20 protein-coding genes are annotated in these 20,617 nt (G+C 63.1%); 15 read left to right on the top strand and 5 right to left on the bottom strand.

The features are described 5' to 3' along the window. Positions 1–6: 6 nt before the first annotated feature. The 14 genes from hisG (at position 7) to tatC (ending at position 9,892) form a co-directional block, all read left to right on the top strand. Positions 7–687 carry an ATP phosphoribosyltransferase gene (hisG, locus tag CLU90_RS17825; protein ID WP_092717351.1) on the top strand — a complete coding sequence of 227 codons (681 nt, stop codon included), beginning with the start codon at positions 7–9 and terminating at the stop codon, positions 685–687. A 26-nt stretch (positions 688–713) separates the two neighbouring features. Further along, positions 714–2,039: a histidinol dehydrogenase gene (gene hisD, locus CLU90_RS17820; protein ID WP_100428553.1), complete on the top strand. Its 1,326-nt coding sequence runs from the start codon at positions 714–716 to the stop codon at positions 2,037–2,039. After that, positions 2,036–2,977, top strand: coding sequence for a DNA-methyltransferase (locus CLU90_RS17815; protein WP_092717357.1), 942 nt, complete (start codon positions 2,036–2,038; stop codon positions 2,975–2,977). Before hisD ends, CLU90_RS17815 begins: the two co-directional genes overlap by 4 nt. Positions 2,978–2,999: 22 nt before the next feature. Next, positions 3,000–4,094: a histidinol-phosphate transaminase gene (gene hisC / locus CLU90_RS17810; RefSeq protein ID WP_100428552.1), complete on the top strand. Its 1,095-nt coding sequence runs from the start codon at positions 3,000–3,002 to the stop codon at positions 4,092–4,094. Between the two features lie 19 nt (positions 4,095–4,113). Continuing rightward, a complete protein-coding gene (gene hisB / locus CLU90_RS17805) occupies positions 4,114–4,704 on the top strand; it encodes an imidazoleglycerol-phosphate dehydratase HisB (RefSeq protein ID WP_010402123.1) in 591 nt (196 codons plus the stop codon). Between the two features lie 35 nt (positions 4,705–4,739). Then, entirely contained in the window at positions 4,740–5,378 is a 639-nt protein-coding gene (hisH, locus tag CLU90_RS17800) for an imidazole glycerol phosphate synthase subunit HisH (protein WP_092717362.1), read from the top strand. Positions 5,379–5,432: 54 nt separating this feature from the next. After that, positions 5,433–6,206, top strand: a complete 774-nt coding sequence (gene hisA, locus CLU90_RS17795) for a 1-(5-phosphoribosyl)-5-[(5-phosphoribosylamino)methylideneamino]imidazole-4-carboxamide isomerase (RefSeq protein WP_034753842.1) — start codon at positions 5,433–5,435, stop codon at positions 6,204–6,206. Between the two features lie 60 nt (positions 6,207–6,266). Further along, positions 6,267–7,028: an imidazole glycerol phosphate synthase subunit HisF gene (gene hisF, locus CLU90_RS17790; protein ID WP_034753845.1), complete on the top strand. Its 762-nt coding sequence runs from the start codon at positions 6,267–6,269 to the stop codon at positions 7,026–7,028. A gap of 20 nt (positions 7,029–7,048) precedes the next feature. Then, positions 7,049–7,486, top strand: coding sequence for a phosphoribosyl-AMP cyclohydrolase (gene hisI / locus CLU90_RS17785; RefSeq protein WP_070219635.1), 438 nt, complete (start codon positions 7,049–7,051; stop codon positions 7,484–7,486). Continuing rightward, positions 7,483–7,854, top strand: coding sequence for a phosphoribosyl-ATP diphosphatase (locus CLU90_RS17780; protein WP_100428551.1), 372 nt, complete (start codon positions 7,483–7,485; stop codon positions 7,852–7,854). Before hisI ends, CLU90_RS17780 begins: the two co-directional genes overlap by 4 nt. A 15-nt stretch (positions 7,855–7,869) precedes the next feature. Then, entirely contained in the window at positions 7,870–8,241 is a 372-nt protein-coding gene (locus tag CLU90_RS17775; protein ID WP_100428550.1) for a histidine triad nucleotide-binding protein, read from the top strand. A gap of 80 nt (positions 8,242–8,321) precedes the next feature. Next, complete coding sequence (gene tatA, locus CLU90_RS17770; protein ID WP_092717368.1) at positions 8,322–8,558, top strand: Sec-independent protein translocase subunit TatA; 237 nt, start codon at positions 8,322–8,324, stop codon at positions 8,556–8,558. Positions 8,559–8,606: 48 nt separating this feature from the next. Further along, positions 8,607–9,140, top strand: coding sequence for a Sec-independent protein translocase protein TatB (tatB, locus tag CLU90_RS17765; protein WP_092717371.1), 534 nt, complete (start codon positions 8,607–8,609; stop codon positions 9,138–9,140). Continuing rightward, positions 9,137–9,892: a twin-arginine translocase subunit TatC gene (gene tatC, locus CLU90_RS17760; protein ID WP_092717374.1), complete on the top strand. Its 756-nt coding sequence runs from the start codon at positions 9,137–9,139 to the stop codon at positions 9,890–9,892. The genes tatB and tatC overlap by 4 nt, the downstream gene beginning before the upstream one ends. An 82-nt stretch (positions 9,893–9,974) precedes the next feature. On the opposite strand, the gene CLU90_RS17755 is transcribed toward tatC, so the two are convergent. From CLU90_RS17755 to CLU90_RS17735, 5 genes are all read right to left on the bottom strand, one after another. After that, positions 9,975–10,442 carry a hypothetical protein gene (locus CLU90_RS17755; protein WP_100428549.1) on the bottom strand — a complete coding sequence of 156 codons (468 nt, stop codon included), beginning with the start codon at positions 10,440–10,442 and terminating at the stop codon, positions 9,975–9,977. Positions 10,443–10,614: 172 nt separating this feature from the next. Further along, a complete protein-coding gene (locus tag CLU90_RS17750; RefSeq protein ID WP_100429503.1) occupies positions 10,615–12,474 on the bottom strand; it encodes a DUF885 domain-containing protein in 1,860 nt (619 codons plus the stop codon). 141 nt (positions 12,475–12,615) lie between these two features. Then, entirely contained in the window at positions 12,616–13,104 is a 489-nt protein-coding gene (locus tag CLU90_RS17745; RefSeq protein WP_100428548.1) for a hypothetical protein, read from the bottom strand. Between the two features lie 69 nt (positions 13,105–13,173). Continuing rightward, positions 13,174–17,343 (bottom strand): DEAD/DEAH box helicase, encoded by a 4,170-nt coding sequence (locus CLU90_RS17740; RefSeq protein ID WP_100428547.1) that lies wholly within the window; start codon positions 17,341–17,343, stop codon positions 13,174–13,176. Then, complete coding sequence (locus CLU90_RS17735) at positions 17,340–19,283, bottom strand: dipeptidyl-peptidase 5 (RefSeq protein WP_100428546.1); 1,944 nt, start codon at positions 19,281–19,283, stop codon at positions 17,340–17,342. Before CLU90_RS17735 ends, CLU90_RS17740 begins: the two co-directional genes overlap by 4 nt. 200 nt (positions 19,284–19,483) lie before the next feature. Between CLU90_RS17735 and hemE the strand changes: the two genes are divergently transcribed. After that, positions 19,484–20,569: a uroporphyrinogen decarboxylase gene (gene hemE, locus CLU90_RS17730; protein ID WP_092717392.1), complete on the top strand. Its 1,086-nt coding sequence runs from the start codon at positions 19,484–19,486 to the stop codon at positions 20,567–20,569. Positions 20,570–20,617 lie beyond the last annotated feature (48 nt).

Genomic DNA, 20,617 nt, shown 5'->3' with positions numbered 1-20,617 from the left:
ACGAGCATGAACGGATCGAACAACGGTGACAGCTCCCAGCTGATTCTGGCGCTGTCGAAAGGCCGCATTTTTGAGGACACCATGCCGCTGCTGGAAGCGGCCGGCATCCGTGTGCTGGAAAACCCGGAGACCTCGCGCAAGCTGATTTTGGCCACCAACGATCCGAACGTGCGCGTCATCATCGTGCGCGCCAGCGACGTGCCGACCTACGTGCAGTACGGCGCGGCCGATTTCGGCGTGGCGGGCAAGGATGTCCTGCTCGAACACGGCGGCGAAGGCCTGTACCAGCCGATCGACCTGAATATCGCCGCTTGCCGCATGTCGGTGGCGGTGCAGGCCGGTTTTGACTACGAAAAAGCCGTGCACCAGGGTGCGCGATTGCGCGTGGCCACCAAGTTCGTGCACACGGCGCGCGAGCACTTCGCCGCCAAGGGCGTGCACGTCGACCTGATCAAGCTGTATGGATCGATGGAGCTGGCGCCTTTGGTCGGTTTGTCCGACGCCATCGTCGACCTGGTCAGCACGGGCAGCACCCTGCGTGCGAACAACCTCGTCGAGGTCGAGCACATCATGGAAATTTCGTCGCGCCTGGTGGTGAACCAGGCGGCGTTAAAACTCAAGCGCGAGCGCTTGCAGCCGATCATCGAGGCGTTTGAACGCGCCTCGCAAACCGCCTCGCAAGCCTAGACTTATTCAGTAGCAGAAAGCCGATTATGCCGATACAGATACGCAAGCTCGATTCAAGCCAGGATGGTTTCCAACAATCGCTCGATACGCTGCTGGCGTTCGAGGAGGGGACCGATGCGGCGATTGAAACGTCGGTCGCAAAAATCCTGGCCGATGTGAAAACGCGCGGCGACGCCGCCGTGCTGGAATACACCAACCGTTTCGACCGCATCCCGCATGGTGGCGCGGCGGAAATGGCGGCCTTCGATATTTCGCAGGCCGAATTGCAGGCTGCCCTGAACGGCTTGCCGTCGGCCCAGCGCGAAGCGCTGCAGATCGCCGCCCAGCGCATCCGCGCCTTCCACGAACGCCAGCGCGAGGAACTGCGCGGCTTCACCTACACCGAACCCGATGGCACGGTGCTGGGCCAGAAGATCACGCCGCTGGACCGGGTCGGCATCTACGTCCCGGGCGGCAAGGCCGCGTATCCGTCGTCCGTGCTGATGAACGCCATTCCCGCGCACGTGGCGGGCGTGAGCGAGATCATCATGGTGGTGCCGACGCCCGATGGCGTGAAAAACCAGATGGTGCTGGCCGCCGCCGCGATCGCGGGCGTGACGCGCGTGATCACCATCGGCGGCGCGCAAGCCGTCGGCGCACTGGCGTATGGCACGCAGACGATTGCCGCCGTGGATAAAATCGTCGGCCCCGGCAACGCCTACGTGGCCGCCGCCAAGCGCCGCGTATTCGGCATCGTCGGGATCGACATGATCGCGGGGCCTTCCGAAATCCTCGTGCTGTGCGACGGCACGACGGACCCGGACTGGGTCGCCATGGACCTGTTTTCGCAGGCCGAGCACGACGAACTGGCGCAGGCGATTCTGCTGTGTCCTGACGCCGATTACATCGCGAAAGTCGAAGAGAGCATCGCCAAGCTGCTGCCGACGATGCCGCGCCAGGCCACCATCAGCACCTCGCTGGCCGACCGCGGCGCCCTGATCAAGGTGCGCAGCATGGAAGAGGCGTGCGAGATCGCCAATGCCATCGCGGCCGAACACCTGGAAATCTCGGCGGAAAACCCGCAGCAGTGGGCCGAGCAGATCCGCCACGCGGGCGCCATGTTCCTGGGCCGCTTCTCGTCCGAATCGCTGGGCGACTATTGCTGCGGCCCCAATCACGTGCTGCCGACGTCGCGCACGGCGCGCTTTTCGTCGCCGCTGGGCGTGTACGACTTCCAGAAGCGCTCGTCCATCATTCACGTCAGTGAAGCGGGCGCGCAAACCCTGGGCCGTGTCGCCGCCACGCTGGCGTATGGCGAAGGCTTGCAGGCGCACGCGCGCAGCGCCGAACTGCGCCTGAAGCCGCAGCCATGACGAAGTTGGCGGATCGCCCTGACTGGGTCAACCGGGTCTATTGCGAAGATGCGCTGGCGGGGCTGGCGCGCATTCCCGATGGCTCGGTGGACCTGATCCTGACGGATCCGCCGTACAACCTGGGCAAGGATTACGGCAATGCCTCGGACCAGCAGTCGGTGGCAGACTACCTGCGCTGGACGGAACAGTGGATCGATGCGGCGCTGCCCAAGCTCAAAGCCAACGGCAGCCTGTATATCTTTCTCACCTGGCGTTATTCGCCGGAGATCTTCGTCATGCTGAAGCAGCGCATGGCGATGATGAACGAAATCATCTGGGACCGCCGCGTGCCGTCCATGGGCGGCAGCGTGCGCAGCTTTTCATCGGTGCATGACACCATCGGCTTCTTCGTCAAGCGCAAGGATTACTACTTCGACCTTGACGCGGTGCGCATCGCCTACGACGCGGCCACCAAGAAAGCCCGTTCGCGCTCGATCTTCATCGGCGCCAAATGGCTGGAAGTGGGTTACAACCCGAAAGACTTGTGGAGCGTATCGCGCCTGCACAAGGAACACCCGGAACGGGCCGACCACCCGACGCAAAAGCCGCTCGAAATCATCGAGCGCATGGTCAAGGCGTCGTGCCCGCCCGGTGGCGTGGTGCTCGACCTGTTCATGGGCAGCGGCACCACGGCGCTGGCCGCCAAGCGCTGCGGGCGCGATTTCGTCGGCTTCGAATTGAACCCCGACTATTGCGCCATCATCGAACAGCGCCTGGCGGCATTGACGCAGGAGCTGGCCGAACCGGCCACATTGGCCGCGACCAAGCCCGCCAGGGCGGCGGCGAAAAAACCGGCGGCAGCGAAAAAGCCGGCCGCCGTGAAGAAACCGCCCGCCGCGAAAAAAGCGCCGGCCCGCAAGGCGCGCAGCGCCGCCGTGCCGGAAGACGTATCCATTTAATTCCATCAGGAGTGTTTGCAGCATGTCTTTCCTCGATCAGTTAATCAGCAACACCGTGCGGTCCGATGTGCGGGCCGTCAAAAGCTACCAGGTAGCCGATGCCAGCGGTTACATCAAACTCGATGCGATGGAAAACCCGTATCCGCTGCCGCCGCATCTGCGCGAGGAACTGGGCGCGCGCCTGGCCGGCGTGGCGCTGAACCGCTACCCGCCGTCCTACGCCAGCCTGCAGGCGGCGATCTGCGCCAAGCTCGGCGTGCCGGCCGGTTACGACGTCATGCTGGGCAACGGCTCCGATGAACTGATTTCCATCCTGGCCATGGCCTGCGCCACGCAGGCGCCGGGCAAGCGCGCCGTGCTGCTGGCGCCCGTGCCCGCCTTCGTCATGTATGCGCGCTCGGCGCAGTTTGCCGGCATGGATTTCGTCGGCGTGCCCCTGCAGGCCGACTTCAGCCTGAACATGCCGGCCATGCTGGCGGCCATCGAAGAGCACCGCCCGGCGCTGGTCTACCTCGCGTACCCGAACAACCCGACGGGCAACCTGTTTGCCAGCGCCGACATCGAGCGCATCCTCGCGGCGCTGGGCGACACGGGCATCGCCGTCGTCGACGAAGCGTACGAGCCGTTCGCGCAGCACAGTTTCATGGGCCGCCTGCCCGAGTTCGAGAACCTGGTGGTGATGCGCACCGTGTCGAAACTGGGCCTGGCCGGCATCCGCCTCGGCTACATGTCGGCTGCGCCGGCCCTGCTGGCGCAATTCGAGAAAGTGCGCCCGCCGTATAACGTGAACGTGCTGACGCAGGCGGCGGCCGAATTCGCGCTCGAGCACCTCGATGTGCTCAATGCGCAGGCGGACCTGCTCAACAGCGCGCGCGACGACCTGGCGCGGCGCCTGGCGGAACTGCCGGGCGTAACCGTGTTTCCCTCGAAGGCAAATTTTCTTTTGATTCGTGTGGCTGATTCCGACGATGTTTGCGCAAAACTGCTTGCCCGCCGGGTTTTAATTAAAAATATGAGTAAAATGCATGCTGCGCTGGCCAATTGCCTGCGCATCAGCGTCAGCACCCCGGAAGAAAATTCCCTTTTTTACGATGCCTTCAAGGCATCCCTCGTTTAGCCTATCGCCAGAGCCTCCCATGAACCGCACCGCAGAAATCACGCGCAACACCAATGAGACGCAAGTTCGCGTCGCCCTCAACCTCGATGGCACCGGCCAGCAAAAGCTGAACACTGGCGTGCCCTTCCTCGACCATATGCTGGACCAGATCGCCCGCCACGGCTTGATCGATCTCGATATCGAAGCGACGGGCGACGTGCATATCGACAACCACCATACGGTGGAAGACGTGGGCATCACGCTGGGCATGGCGGTGGCCAAGGCCATCGGCGACAAGAAGGGCATCCGCCGCTACGGCCATGCGTACGTGCCGCTGGACGAGGCGCTGTCGCGCGTGGTGCTCGATTTCTCGGGCCGCCCGGGCATCGAATACCACATCCCGTTTACGCGCGCCATGATCGCCGGCTTCGACGTCGATCTGACCCTGGAATTTTTCCGCGGCTTCGTCAACCATGCGGGCGTGACCTTGCATATCGACAATCTGCGCGGCACGAATGCCCACCATCAATGCGAAACCGTGTTCAAGGCCTTTGGCCGCGCGCTGCGCATGGCTGCCGAGCTCGACGAGCGCGCGGCCGGCATCATTCCATCGACCAAGGGCAGCCTGTAAGCGCCTGCGGATCACTGTAGATTCCGAGATTAAACATGAATAAAATTGTGGTGGTGGATTACGGCATGGGCAATTTGCGCTCGGTGGCGCAGGCCTTGCGTGCCGTGGCGCCCGAAGCCGACGTGCGCATTTCCGGCGTAGCCGCCGACATCGACAGCGCCGACCGCATCGTCTTGCCGGGCCAGGGCGCCATGCCCGACTGCATGCGCAGCCTGCGCGAATCGGGCGTGCTCGAAGCGCTGCTGCGCGCCGCCGACAGCAAACCCGTGCTGGGCGTGTGCATCGGCGAGCAAATGCTGTTCGACGGCAGCGAAGAGGGCGACGCGGCCGGTCTGGGCTTGTTGCCAGGCAAAGTCGTGCGCTTCCAGCTCGACGGCCAGGTGCAGGAAGACGGCTCGCGCTTCAAGGTGCCGCAAATGGGCTGGAACCAAGTGCGACAAACGGCGTCCCATGTCATGTGGGATGGCATTGCCGACAACGCCTATTTTTACTTTGTGCACAGCTATTTTGCTCAACCTCAAGAGGCGTTGCACACGGTGGGCGAGACTGTCTATGGCGCGCCGTTCGCTTGCGCCGTCGCCCGTGATAATATTTTCGCGACACAGTTCCACCCTGAAAAAAGTGCTGCCGCTGGCCTGCAGCTGTACAAGAACTTCGTTCACTGGCAACCTTAACGTTAGCTCTCCGGCTTTTTTTCGCTTCTCACTCACTTTTAAACCACACTGACCATGCTGCTCATTCCCGCCATCGACCTGAAAGACGGTCACTGCGTACGCCTGAAACAAGGCGATATGGAACTTGCCACCGTATTTTCCGAAGACCCGGCCGACATGGCCCGCCATTGGCTGATGCAAGGCGCGCGCCGGCTGCACCTGGTCGACCTGAACGGCGCTTTTGCCGGCAAGCCGAAGAACGAAGGCGCCGTGAAAGCCATCCTGAAGGCCGTGCAGGACTTTGCCGTGGAAAACGACATCGAGGAAATCCCCGTGCAGCTGGGCGGCGGCATCCGCGACCTCGACACCATCGAGCGCTACCTCGACGCCGGCATCACCTACATCATCATCGGCACGGCGGCCGTGAAAAGCCCCGGCTTCCTGCACGATGCCTGCAGCGCCTTCCCGGGCCACATCATCGTCGGCCTCGATGCCAAGGATGGCAAGGTGGCAACGGATGGCTGGAGCAAGATGTCGGGCCACGAAGTGATCGACCTGGCGAAAAAATTCGAAGCCTACGGCGTCGAATCGATCATCTACACGGACATCGGCCGCGACGGCATGATGGGCGGCATCAATATCGACGCCACCGTCAAGCTGGCGCAAGCCGTCAAGATCCCCGTCATCGCCTCGGGCGGCCTGCACAACATCGGCGACGTGGAAGCGTTGTGCGCGGTCCAGGCCGAAGGCATCGAAGGCGTGATCTGCGGTCGTTCCATCTATGAAGGCACGATCGACCTGGCGCAGGCGCAGGAACGCGCCGACGAACTGACCGACGCCGCCGTTTAAGCCTGCCCGGCCGGGAGCGTGCCTGCGCACGCCCGGCCTGGCGACAATCTGGATACCATCATGCTTGCAAAACGTATCATCCCCTGCCTCGACGTGACCAATGGCCGCGTCGTCAAAGGCGTCAATTTCACGGAATTGCGCGACGCCGGCGACCCGGTGGAAATCGCCCGCCGCTATGACGAGCAGGGCGCCGATGAAATCACTTTCCTCGACATTACCGCTTCCAGCGACAACCGCGGCCTGATCTTCGACATCATCGAAGCCGTCGCGTCGCAAGTGTTCATTCCGCTGACCGTGGGCGGCGGCGTGCGCGTGGTGGAAGACGTGCGCCGGCTGCTCAACGCGGGTGCCGACAAGGTCAGCATCAACACCTCGGCCGTGACGAATCCCCAGCTGGTGTACGAGGCATCGCAAAAGCACGGCTCGCAATGCATCGTCGTCGCCATCGACGCCAAGCAAGTGTCGCCCGGCAAGTGGGAAGTGTTTACCCATGGCGGGCGCACCGCCACTGGCCTGGACGCGTTCGAATGGGCGCGTAAAATGGAAAGCCTGGGCGCCGGAGAGATCTTGCTCACCAGCATGGACCGCGATGGCACCAAAGTCGGCTTCGACCTGGGCCTGACGCGCGGCGTGTCTGACGCCGTCAGCATTCCCGTGATCGCCTCGGGCGGTGTGGGCGGCTTGCAGGACCTGGTCGATGGCATCAAGGTGGGCCGCGCGGATGCCGTGCTGGCCGCCAGCATCTTCCACTATGGCCAGCACACGGTGCAGGAAGCCAAGCGTTTCATGGCGCAGCAGGGCATCCCCATGCGCCTCGCGTAAAATCAGCAGGATAGAAGAACATGCAAAACGGAACCATCGTAGCAAGCAATGCCAAGTGGCTGAAAAAGGTCAAATGGGACGAGCACGGCCTCGTGCCCGTGATCGCGCAGGAAGCGGGCAGCAATGACGTGCTGATGTTCGCCTGGATGAACCGCGACGCGCTGGCGCGCACGGTGGAGCTGGGCGAAGCCGTGTACTGGAGTCGTTCGCGCAAGAAACTGTGGCACAAGGGCGAGGAGTCGGGCCACACGCAAAAGGTGCTGGAAATCCGCCTCGATTGCGACGAAGACGTGGTCTTGCTGAAAATCGAGCAAGCCGGCGGCATCGCCTGCCATACGGGCCGCCATTCCTGCTTCTTCCAGAAGTTCGAAGGCGATGAAAAAACGGGCGAATGGCAAATCACCGACCCCGTCCTGAAAGACCCGGAGACGATTTACGCGGAAAGCAAGAGCAAATGAGCGAAACTTTAAAACGCCTGGCCGCCGTGATCGAATCGCGCAAGCTGGCCAACGGCGGCGACCCCGCCACCTCGTATGTCGCGCGCCTGTTTGCCAAGGGCGATGATGCGATTTTGAAAAAAATCGGCGAGGAAGCGACGGAAACCGTGATGGCGGCCAAGGATGCGCGCCGCGACAACGACCCGTCGAAGGTCCTGTACGAGTGCGCCGACCTGTGGTTTCACAGTCTGGTGATGCTGGCGCAGTTCGACCTGACGCCGCAGCAGGTGCTTGACGAGCTGGCGCGCCGCGAAGGCTTGTCCGGCCTCGAGGAAAAGGCGGCCCGCAAGGATGAACTGCGCGACGTCGGCGAAACAGACAAACACTGACCTATTGGAGCGTGCGTGGATAACTGTATTTTCTGCAAAATTGCTGCAAAACAAATTCCCTCGACCATCGTGTATGAAGACGAGGACTTGCTGGCCTTCAAGGACATCAACCCGGCCGCCCCCGTGCACCTGCTCTTGATTCCGAAGCGCCACGTGGCCAGCCTGTCCGACTGCGACGACAGCCATACGGAAGTGCTGGGCAAGCTGCTGCGCCTGGCGCCGAAACTCGCTGCCGAGTTCGGCTGCGCCGTCAGCTATGACGCCGATGGCGCGCCTGCCGGCGGCTTCAAGACCATGATCAACAGCGGCCCGAACGGGGGGCAGGAAGTGTATCACCTGCACATGCACGTGTACGGCGGTCCCCGCCCCTGGCGCGGCCAGCACTGATTTCGCCGTGCGCCGGGTTCGCGTGTATACTACCGGCATTGGTTGACGCTATTCGGGCACCGTCCCGCAAGGAGAATGTGATGGGTTCATTGAGTATTTGGCACTGGCTGATCGTTCTGGTCATTGTGATGCTGGTCTTCGGCACCAAGAAACTGGGCAATATCGGCGGTGATATCGGCAAGGCCGTCAAAGGCTTCAAGGATGGCGTCAAGGGCGAAGATGACGCCCCGGCAGCCAATACCCCTCCTGCTGCGCCATCGCAAGTGGCCGACAAAAGCACCATCGACGTCGAGACGAAAGAGAAAAGCAAGTTCTGATAGCGTGGCGGGGCGCTTGCCTCGTCCGGTAACAGCCCTTGTCCGCTTATGATCGATCTCGGTCTCTCTAAAATCGCCATCATCGGCGTCGTTGCGTTGATAGTCATCGGCCCTGAAAAGTTGCCGAGAGTGGCGCGCATGGCCGGTACCCTGTATGGCCGCGCGCAACGCTATCTGAACCAGGTGAAGTCCGAAGTCACGCGCGAAATTGAACTGGAAGAGCTGAAAAACCTGCAGAAGGAAGTGCAGGATGCGGCCCATTCCGTCAAGCAAAGCGTGGAGAAATCCATGCATGGCGTGGAAAATTCGATCTCCGGCAACCTGGCCGAAGTGGAAAACGCCTGGCGCGGCGATGCCAGTGCGTATGACGGGCATCACGACGAACATGAAGCCATGCTGCGCGCCACCAACGATGACCTGGCCCGCAAGGCGCGCGAATTCCGCCGCAAGAAGCTGGTGCGCAATTCCGCCATCCCTGGCTGGTACAAGCAGCGCCACGGCGGCAAGCTGCACGTGCAGTCGGCGGCGGCCCGCGTGGCGCGCTTCCGTCCGCGCGCCAGTTCCTCCTCCTTTTACTCATGAGTAGCAAATCCCCGGTGGAAGAAACTTTTATCTCGCATCTGGTCGAGCTGCGCAACCGCCTGGTCAAGGCCTCGATCGGCATCGCCGTCGTCTGCGCCATCCTGTTTTACTGGCCCGGCCCTTCGCATATCTACGATTTCATCGCTGCCCCAATGATCGCCTCGCTGCCGGCCGGCTCGAAAATGATCGCCACCGGCGTGATTTCACCGTTCCTCGTGCCGATGAAAGTGACCCTGGTCATCGCCTTCATCGTCGCCTTGCCGTGGGTGCTGTACCAGATGTGGGCGTTCATCGCGCCCGGCCTGTACACGCATGAAAAGCGCTTGATCGCGCCGCTCGTCATCTCGTCTTCCCTGCTGTTCATGGCTGGCGTGGCCTTCTGTTATTTCTTCGTGTTTGGCCGCGTCTTCCACTTCATCAGCGACTTTTCGCCGTCGTCGATCGCCGTCACGCCCGATATCGAAAACTACCTCGATTTCGTCATGTCGATGTGCCTGGCCTTTGGTGCCACCTTCGAAGTGCCCGTGGTGGTGGTCATCCTCGTGCGCATGGGCCTGGTTTCCATCGCGAAACTCAAGGAGGTGCGTCCCTACGTCATCGTCGGCGCTTTCGTCATTGCCGCCATCGTCACGCCGCCGGACGTCGTCAGCCAGTTCTCGCTGGCCATCCCGATGTGTTTGCTGTTCGAGCTGGGCCTGCTGGTGGCGCCCATCTTCGTCAAGGCCACCCAGGCGCCGGAAGAAGCGTCCTAGACGGCCTGTTATATTCGCAAACGAAAGCCGCTGACTTCCTCGGGAGCAGCGGCTTTTTTATTAGCAGGAAAGTTGGTAGTACTTACTGCAGCATCAGTTTGCTGAGGATGCCCAGGTTGAGCAGGATCAGGGTGCTCATCATCCAATAGACGTGTTTCATGTCCGCGCCATGGCGCAAGTCCAGACGTTCCAGGCGGGCGTCGAATGTGTGTTCCAAGGCATCTAATTTGGTATCGAATTTGTGCTCCAGCGCATCTATCCTCGTATCGAGTTTCAGGTCCAGCGCATCGATCCGGGTATCGAGCCTGAGCTCCAGCGCATCGATCTTCAATTCCAGGGCGCCGACCTTGGTATCGATGTTGTGCGACACCAGCTTGATTTCCCCCAGCAGATTGCGCTCCAGCGCCGCCAGTTCGCCATGTACGACGACAGCCGAGCCCAGCACGTCGCCCAAGGCCGTGGCATGGGCCTCTGCCTGCTGCGTGGGCACGCCGGCCGAGGCAAGGCGCTTGGCGTAATCGAGGGTGTCGAACTGGATGGGCATATGCATGGACGCTCCTGATATCCAGCCTAGCAGGAAAATCGGCAATTGCCAGTGAGGAGTGCTGTGGCGCCTGCCTTCCCGTCAGCTTAATGGACAGGCACGCCGCTGGTTTGCGGCGGCGCAAACGCATGCAAAAAGGGCGCCGCGGCGCCCTTTGCAAGCAGAGGATGCGTACGAGTTAATTCATCAGTTCCTTGATGACTTTCACGGGTGCGCTGCCGTAGCTGAGGAATTGCTCATGGAAATCCTTCAGCACGAATTTGTTGCCCAGCGCTTGCTTGCGCTGTTCGCGCAAATCCATGATTTCGCTGTAGCCGCTGAAATAGCTGGTCAGTTGCACCGAGCTCAGCTGCACGCGGCGCCATTTTTCCTTCGCTTCACGCTGGGTCTGGAAGGCCTGGCGCGTCAGCAGGTCGAGCGCTTGCGCTTCCGTCATGCCCAGCACGTGCACGCTGTAGTCGAGGATGGTGTTGGTGACGCTGCGCAAATTCCACTTCGAATACATCAGCCACATTTCCGGCGCGTTGTTGCCATAGCCCGATTCGAGCATCATGCGCTCGCCATACACGGCCCAGCCTTCGATCATGGCGCCGTTGCCGAAGATCGATTTGACCAAGGATGGCGATTTGTTCGCATACACGAGCTGCGTGTAGTGGCCGGGAATGGCTTCGTGGATATTCAGGATCTGCAAGATCCAGTGGTTGTATTCGCGCAAGCTGCTTTCCGCCTGTTCCGGCGTTTCGCCATCGAGCGGCGTCACGTTGTAATAGGTGCGGTCCTGCGGGCGGTAGGGGCCGGGCGCCTCGATGCTGGCGCCGGCCACGCCGCGCTGGTAAGCGGGAGTTTCACGCACGACGAGCGGCTTTTTCGGGTCCATCGTCAGCAGGTTGTGGCTGCTCACCCATTCCTGCAGTTCCGGGATCTGGCGGCGGATTTCCGGCACGAAATCGGCGGCCGCCACGTGGTTGCTCGACAGCTTGTCGATCACCATGCCGATCTTCGCCGTGCGGTCCGCCGGCTTGGCCGTGCTGCCCATGGTTTTCACCCACAGCTCGTCGGACAGGCTATCCATGTGCTCGAGCAGCTTTTCGCGCGCGGCCAGGGCCTTCTGGTACATCTGCTCGGCGCTCACGCTGGCCTGGATATCGTAGGCAAATTTCTGCTCATACAAATCCTTGCCGATGCGGAAGGAGCGCGCATTGCCGTTCTGCGCCAGCGCCGCATCCTGCTCCGTCAGCCAGGCCGCATAGCCTTGCACGGCCGTGCGGGCGGCGGCGATGCGCGCGTTGTACAGCTGCTTTTCCGTCGGCGTCAGGATGGAGCCCTGTGCCGTCTTGTTCAGGTCGTCAAGCACGCTGAGCACGCCGGCGCTCTGGGCGATGGCCAGCTGCGTGTGTTCGCGCGTGGGGTTGACGATGCTGGCGCGCGCGGCCGCGTAGTATTGCGGCACGGTGGCGATGCGCTTGAGCAAGGTGCGCAGGCGCTGCGGCTGGGCCGCGTATTCCGTGTTCAGGATGAAGTCGATGGAGCCGGCCACGTTGTACTGGGCGGGATTCCATTCGAATTCGCGGAAGGTGGTCAGATACCAGCGGTCCGATTGCAGTTTATTCGTCAGCAAGGCCAGGTCGGTACGTTGCTTGTCCGACATTTTGCCGGCATTGAGCTTGCCGAACTTGCCCAGCCATTCTTCGATGAAGGCCAGTTGCTTCTGGCGGCTGGCCGCGTCGGGAATGCTCAGGTTGGCGGCGCCATCGTACTTGCCGACGGAAATCGCGCTTTCCGGGTCCAGGCGCCACAGGGCCGTGAGGAACTGGCCGCTCAGGTTATTCATGGAACGGTCGCTGCTGTTCTCGCTGGCGACGGCAGCGACCGTGGCTGCCGTGGCAGCCGTGACGACGGCCGCTTTCTTGGCGACGGTTTTCTTCTTGCTGCTGCTGGTGCCGGTCTTGCCGCTTTTCTGCGGCTTCTTGGCGGCGCTGGCCGGTGTCAGGGTAAAAGCCATCATCAATGCGGCGAGCGCAACTTTATTTTTTATCAGCATAGTTTATCTCTTGAATATTTTGTTGTTTGTTATTATCAGAAAATAATAAACTGATAATATGGCTAACAAACAACTATTGAAAGGTTGGCCTTGCTTGCCTGGGCGGCCCAAAGGTTAGCACTAATTGCCCCTGCGGCGCTAGACGATGATGGCGCTGCCGTGCAGCAGTTCCTGGTGGCGCGCATTGATGGCCGCCACGGCATCCTTGCCGCGCGCCATGCCGGTGGCGTGGATTTCGATGTCTTGCGTATAGCGCTGGCTGACGCGCACCGTATAGGACTGGAACAGCCAGCTCCAGAAGTTTGTTTCATAGACGGCTTCATCCATGTCGCGCCATTTGACGCCCGTCAGTTTCTTTTTCCACGGCAAGATGCCGGAGGCCAGCCACACGCCCGCCTCATCAATGTACAGCTGGTAGCTGCGTATCGTCAGCAGGCGGTAGCCGACGATCAGGGCCGAGCCGAGCAGCACGACGAAGGCGGCGCGCGTGTTGTACTTGAAGGCCAGCGGCAGTGCGGCAAAGAACAGCAGCACGGCAATCATGAAAGTGCTGACGTAGGCGGTCCAGGATTTGCCGCACAAAAAGGTGGCGCGCTGGCCGGCGCTGGTGGCGATGTAGTCGGTCATGGCGTGGCATCAAAACAGGGAAAAACGATCATCGCATGGAACGCGGCTTGCCCGTGCATTTTTTCAAGCTCATGGCTTCAACCCGTCCTGCAGCATGGCCAGCATGTCATGGGCCGACATGCGCGCGGCCGCGTCGCTGCCTTCCAGCAGACTGTCGGCCAGGTCGCGCTTGTGCTGGTGCAATTCGACGATGCCTTCCTCGATCGTGTGCTTGGCCACCAGGCGGTAGATGGTGACGGGACGCAATTGCCCCATGCGGTGGGCGCGGTCCGAGGCCTGGTCTTCCACGGCCGGGTTCCACCACGGGTCCATGTGGATCACGTAATCGGCCGCCGTCAAATTGATGCCCATGCCGCCCGCCTTCAGGCTGATCAGGAAAACGTCGCCGTCGCCCGCCTGGAAGGCATCGACGCGGCGCTTGCGCTCCTGCATCGGCGTGCTGCCGTCGAGATACTGGTAGCGCACGCCATGCTGCTCCAGGTGCTGGCGGATCAGGGTCAGATGGTCGACGAACTGGCTGAAGACGAGTACCTTGTGGCGGTTTTCCAGCAAGCCCGACAGCAATTGGGCGAAGGCCGCCAGCTTGCTGCTGGCCAGGCCCAGTTCCGGCGCCACCAGTTGCGGATTGCAGCAGGCGCGGCGCAGCTTCATGATTTCGGCCAGGATCTGGATGGCTTTCTTGGATGCCGGCCCTTCCACCATGGCCAGCTTTTCCAGCGCTTCGCGGCGCAACGATTCGTACAGCGCCGTTTCCTGCGGCGACAATTCCACTTCCAGCACGATTTCCGTACGCGACGGCAATTCCGACAGCACTTGCGTCTTGGTCCGGCGCAGGATGAAAGGCGCGATCAGGCGGCGCAAGCGCAGGCGCGCGCCGGCCGCCGCTCGTTTATCCTGGTCCTTTTCGATGGGACCGGCGAAGCGCAGGTTGAACTGGTCCAGGGTGCCCAGCAAACCGGGGTTGATGAAGCGGAACAGGTTCCACAGTTCGCCCAGGTGGTTTTCCAGCGGCGTGCCGCTGGCCACCATGCGGAAATCGCCTTGCAGGGCCATCACGGCTTGCGAGCGTTTGGTCGCGCCATTCTTGATCGCCTGCGCTTCGTCGAGCACGATCGTATGCCAGCGCACGCCGGCAAACATGGCCGCTTCCTGCTGCAGCAAGCCATAGCTGGCTACCACCACGTCGAAGGGCTGCAATGTGTCCAGCATGTCGGCGCGGTCGCCGCTGCCGAACAGTTTGATGTTCAAGGTGGGCGCGAAGCGCTGCGCTTCGCTGATCCAGTTCATGCACACGGACGTGGGGGCGACCACCAGGGTGGGGCCGTTCGGCGCGCGCGCCAGGATCAGGGCCAGCGCCTGTAAGGTCTTGCCGAGTCCCATGTCGTCGGCCAGGCAGGCGCCCACGCCCCAGTGCGCCAGGCGCGCCAGCCATTCGTAGCCGGCCAGCTGGTAGTCGCGCAGGTCCGCCTGCAGGGTGCTGGGCAGCTGCGGTTGATAGTCGTCGAGGGCGCGCAGGCGCAGCAAGTGTTCGCGCCACAATTTATCGGCCTTCACGCCGCCCGCATCGTTGGCCAGCTCTTCCAGCGCGAAGGCGGCCAGCGGGTGGATGTGCACGCCGTCGGCATGCGCCTCGCCATACGCGGCCAGTTCCGACAGGCGCCGGTGCAGCTCGTCGCTGAGGGCCAGGAACTGGTTGTCGCCCAAGGCCACGAAGCGGCTTTTATTGTTCTGCATCAAGTCGAGCAGGGCGCGCAAATCCATCACCTTGTCTTCATCGATCTGCACTTCGCCGCTGGCCGCAAACCAGTCCTTTTCGCTCTTGATGTTCAAGCGCATCTGGCCGCTGTCGATGCGTTTCGACACGCGCATGGTTTCGCCTTCGGGCCAGGCCAGCACGATGCCAGCGGGGTCGAGCGCCTGCAATTCCACCAGCAGTTGCAAGCCCAGCGCAGGCTGGCCCAGCAGCCACTCGCCATGCTCTTCTTCCGCCTCTTCCAGCACCAGGCATTTACCAATGAGCTGGCGCTGCGCTTCGCGTTCCGCGTTCAGGTCGCGCCGCGCCTGCACGGCCCGGCCCGCCATGTCGGCAAACACGCTTTCGGCGCCGCTGCCCGGCGCGTAATAGGCGCCGTTGTCGAGCAACGGGCGCACCAGGATCTGCATTTTCAGGCCCTGCTGGTAGGGCAGCAGGTGCACGTGCAGGCGATGGTCGGCCGTGATCGCTTCCGCGTCGCCGCCACCGCCGCCGATGTCCGATTGCACGGTGACCATGGACGAGATGGCGCCGATCGCCTGCATCACCTGTTTCTCGGCATGCAGGGGCACGGACAGGCCCAGGCCCACGATGGCGCCGATGCGCCGGTGCTCGTCGAGGATGTGCACGACGCGCAGGCGCGTCGGCGTCTCGCGCTGCACCACGACATGGCTGCCGCTGTCGGGCAGTGGCGGCTGCATGCCCAGCCACAGCTGCCCCTCGTGCGACTTGATCAGGAGTTCGGGCGCGCCGGCGATCAGTTCCACGCGCGTGTCGGGGTTGTCGAGCCAGAACACGAGCGGGTGGCCGACGAGCAAGACGGCAGCCTTGTCCAGCTCGACTTCATAGCGCGGCGCCGACGAATAATATTGTTTGAAAGGGGCGATGCTGCCGGCCGCGCGGGCGTCTTGCGGCGTGAGGAAATCGATGCCGCCCGCTTCCTCGGCCAGGCGTTTGAGACCCATGGCGCGGCCCTTGCTCCAGCCGCCGCGCGCGTCGCGTTTCTGTTCGCGCACTTCCACGGCCGTCAGGCCAAAGCGCGGGTCGAACGCCACCAGCCACACGAGGCGCGACACCCCGCCCAGCGCTTCGGCGGGCGCGTTCTGCTGCAGGTTGATGAGCGCGCTCAGCTGGCGCTGCCACGATTCCTGGCGCTCGAACCACGGCGCCATGTCCGTCAATCCATGCTGCGCCCGCTTGGCCGTGGCGTAGCGTTCCTGCTGCGGTTCGCCCATCAAGCCCAGCAAGCCGGCCGCCTGGGCCGCGATCAGATCGTAGCCGGCCGCGTCCGCCTGCTGCACCAGCGCTCGCAACTGGTCCTTGCGTTCGGCCAGTTGCGGCAGGGCCAGCCAGTAGTACAGCAGGGCCTGGAACAATTGCGGCTGCAGTCCCGTTTCCCAGCTGCGGGTGGAAATGCTTTCCGCCTGCTGCACGCCGGCGCGCACGAGGCGCAAGGTGTTGAGTTGCTGGTAGACGATGCTGTCGTGGTTCGGCTGCGCGTGCAGCGCGATATCGAGATAGGTTTCCGCGTTTTTCAGCAGCTTGGCATCGTTGCCGCGCAATAGCGCCAGCACGTACAAATGGCCGCCGATGCCCGTGAAGCACAGCTTGCGCTTGCCCGCCTCCTTGCGCAGCCCTTTCAAGGCCGTTTCGAAGCCCGCCACGGCGTGCGCATGTTCGCCGCGCAACAGGGCGATGCTGCTGTCGACAAACAGCGCCTGCGGCCCCTGCTGGCCCGCCAGGTAGCGGGCGGCCGCGTCGAGTTCGCCGCACAGCAGGGCATCTTCGGCCAAGGCCAGCGGCAGGGCGGCGCCGATATGGTCGCCGGCGGCCGTCTGGCGCGCATGGTGGGCGCGCGCGTAGGTGCGGATGGCGTGCGCCGTGGCCGGTTCGCGCGGGGCGTTGCCCAGCAGCACGGCGAGTATGTCATCCTGCAATTGCGGCATGACGAAGGACAGCATTTCCGGCTCGAACGGGCGGCCGAAAATTTCGATCAGCGGATGCAGTTGCTGCGCTTCATAGCAGGCCATGCAGGCGGCCAGGATGGCGGCCACGTGACGTACCTCGTCGTTGCGCAACAGGGCGATGCGCAGGCGCGCCACGCCTTGCCGGTAGCTGCGCAATTCCACATAGCCATCCCAGTTGCGGCGCACGGGATTGATCAGCTCGATGGCCTGGCACAGGTCGCGAAACACCAGGTGCTCGATGGCCGCGCGCATGGCGGGCCAGCGCAGCTTCGCTTCGCAGGCAAAGCCGCGTCCCACCACCTCGCTGGCCAGCGCCAGACGCGTCAGCCGCTGCAGCATGTTCGTCACGACCAGCAGGGAAAACGGCGTGCCGTCCGGTTCGACGACATTGGCCCGCTGCAAGTGTTCATACACGGCGTGCTTGCCGACCGGTTCGCCCGTGATGGCCAGCAAGGCCAGGATCATCTGTTCGTGCTGCTCCAGTGCGGCGAACTCGTCCAGCAAATGGTCTTCACTCATGCGGGCAGATTATCGATATGCACGGGCGGCTCGCCGGCCGCCACGGGCAGGCCGAACACGCGCTGGTAGAAATACAATTCCGCATCCAGGGTGCGCACGATGTTTTCCGCCTTGCGGAAGCCGTGTCCCTCGCCTTCGAGCGGCACGTACGCGACGGGCACGCCGCGCGCCTGCAGGGCGTCGACCATCAGCTGCGACTGCTGCGGCGGCACGACCTTGTCGTCCAGGCCCTGGAAGAAAATCATCGGGCGCGACAGTTTATCCGTGTGGTGGATGGGCGAGCGCTCGCGGTACAGCGCCTCGGCTTGCGGCTGCGAAGCGATCAGGTAATCGGTGTAGCGCGATTCGAACTTGTGCGAATCGTCATCCAGGCCCTTCAGGTCGGATACGCCATAGTAGCTGGCGCCGGCCTTGAAGACGTCGTGGAACGTCAATGCGCACAGGGTCGTCAGGCCGCCCGCGCTGCCGCCGCGGATGATCAGGCGTTCCGGATCGGCCAGGCCGTTGGCGGCCAGGTAGCGCGCGCCGGCGATGCAGTCTTCCACGTCGACGATGCCCCATTGCCCGCGCAGCGCGTCGCGGTATTCGCGGCCGAAGCCGCTGCTGCCGCCATAGTTGACGTCGAGCACGCCGATGCCGCGGCTGGTCCAGTACTGCGTCGCCAGTTTCAGGGTATTGCTGGCCATGCTGGTGGGGCCGCCATGGCTGATGACGATGACGGGCGGCAGAGTACCCGCCGGCGCCTGCACGTCGCCATTGGTGGGCGCATAAAAGAAGGCGTAGGCCGTGCGGCCATTGCTACTAGGGAAACTCAAGCTGCGCGGTACGGACAAATAATCGAGCGCGGGCAATTGTGCGATCGACTGGGCCAGCACTTCCAGCTCATGGTTCGCCAAATCGATGCGCGCCAGTTCCAGCGCGATGGTCGGGCTGCCGCCCAAGAGCGCGACGAAGCCGGGGCCCACGCGCAGTTCGCGGATTTCCTGGTACGGATGCGGTATCGGCTCGAGCTTGGCCGCCGCCACGTTCAATTGCGCCAGGTAGCTGACGCCGGCCTGGATATACGTGCAGACGATTTCGTCGTCGGACAGAAAACCGTACATGCTGCCGCCGAAGGTCCAGTGCGGCGTGGCAAATTCCGCTTCCATCGGGCACAGCGCCTCGATGTCGGCGCCGTGCAGGCGGTACAGATTCCACCAGCCGCTGCTGTCGGAAACGAAGTGCAGCAAGCCGTTCGGCGACCATTCCGGCTGGCAAATCGACTCGCGCGCGCCGCCGGCGATCAGGCGTGGCGAGCCGAGGCTGCCGTCCGCCTGCACGTCGGCCAGCCACAGTTCCGTGCCTTGCCACGGCAGGCGCGGGTGGTCCCAGCTGATCCAGGCCAGCTGGCTGCCGTCCGGCGACAAACGCGGCGCCGCATAAAAATCGTGGCCGCGCGCCAGCACGGTTTCGCGCCCGTCGAAGCCGACGGCGGCCAGGCTGTTTTCCGGATGGGCGTGACCTGCCGCCGGATGCTGTTCGCGTACGGCGATCAGGCGGGAACGGGCCGCATCGACAACGAAGTCCGCATGGCGCGTGTTGCCGCCCGTGGTGAACGCTTCAGGCGCGCCGCCGCCGGCGACGCGGTACAGGCAATTGTCGGCGAAATGCGAGAAATACACGGTATCGCCGGCCACGGCATACGCGCCGCCGCCATATTCATGCACGCGGGTGCGCACATTGAACGGTGCCGGCGTCAGTTCATCGACACGCGCGCCGCGCTGGCGCAGCAGGGTATTGCGGCCCGCCTCGCTGGCGCGTCCGGCCAGCCAGTACACGTCGGCGCCATCCGCCCCCCCCAGGGCCAACTGCGTCAGCGGCGAGGCGCCGGCGGCGACGATGGCTGCGCTGATCGGCGATGGCCAAACGCCATAAGGGATGCTGGATGCGGTCGAGGTCATGCGGGCTCCGTGTAGTGAGGGGGATCAAGGGCCGCCAGGCAGGGTCAGGGCGCGCGGCGGCGTTCATCATCATAATGGAAGGGCAGGCACAACGAAAGCGGCGCGCCGCGCGGCAAATGCTGCAAAGCGGCACCGGAATCAATGATTTGGCGGCGATTGGATGCGATAATACCGCTTCTCCCAGCTATTGATTGCCTTCCATGCCACAATTTGCTCCGCTCCAGAATGACAATTTCCTGCGCGCCCTGCTGCGCCAGCCGACCGAGCATACCCCTGTCTGGCTGATGCGCCAGGCGGGCCGCTACCTGCCCGAATACCGCGCCACGCGCGAGCGGGCCGGCTCCTTCCTGGGCCTGGCAAAGAATCCCGATTACGCGACGGAAGTGACCTTGCAGCCCCTCGAGCGTTTCCCGCTCGACGCGGCGATTCTGTTTTCCGACATCCTGACGGTGCCGGACGCCATGGGCCTGGGCTTGTACTTCGCCGATGGCGAAGGTCCGAAGTTCGAGCGCCCGCTGCGCACGGAACAGGACGTGAAGGCGCTGCAAGTGCCGGACCTGGAATCGCTCGACTACGTTTTCAAGGCCGTCACGCAAATTCGCACGGAATTGAATGGCCGCGTGCCGCTGATCGGTTTTTCCGGCAGCCCGTGGACCCTGGCGTGCTATATGGTGGAAGGCGGCGGTTCGAAAGAGTTCCACACCATCAAGAAGATGCTGTACAACCGCCCGGACCTGATGCACCACATCCTGGCCATCAACGCCACGTCCGTGGCGCAATACCTGAATGCGCAAATCGATGCCGGCGCGCAAGCCGTGATGATTTTCGATTCCTGGGGCGGTGCGCTGGCCGATGGCGCCTACCAGGAATTTTCGCTGGCCTACATGCAGCAAGTGGTGGCGCAGCTGAAACGCGACAAGGATGGCGTGAAGATTCCCGCCATCGTGTTTACCAAGGGCGGCGGCCAGTGGATCGAGCAGATCGCCGACATCGGCGCCGATGCCGTGGGCCTGGACTGGACCGTCAACCTGACGCGTGCGCGCCAGCTGGTCGGTCATAAAGTGGGCTTGCAGGGCAATCTCGACCCGGCCATCCTGTTCGCCAGCCCCGAGCAGATCCGCGCCGAAGTGGCAAAAGTGCTCAACGCCTTTGGCGCGCCGTCGGCAGGCGCGGGCCACGTGTTCAACCTTGGCCACGGCATTTCCCAGTTCACGCCGCCGGAATCCGTGGCAGCCATGGTGGAAGCCGTGCACAGCATGAGCCGCGCCATGCGCAACGGCCAGTAAGTTCCCGTTTTCCCCGGCGCCAAGGCGCCCAAGGCAGGCTTTCCAGCG

Origin of the sequence: Janthinobacterium sp. 67 (genome assembly GCF_002797895.1) — a bacterium.
Taxonomy (GTDB): Bacteria; Pseudomonadota; Gammaproteobacteria; order Burkholderiales; family Burkholderiaceae_D; genus Janthinobacterium.
The sequence above is the reverse complement of the archived record's forward strand: the minus strand, read 5'-3'. Positions and strand labels throughout refer to the sequence as shown.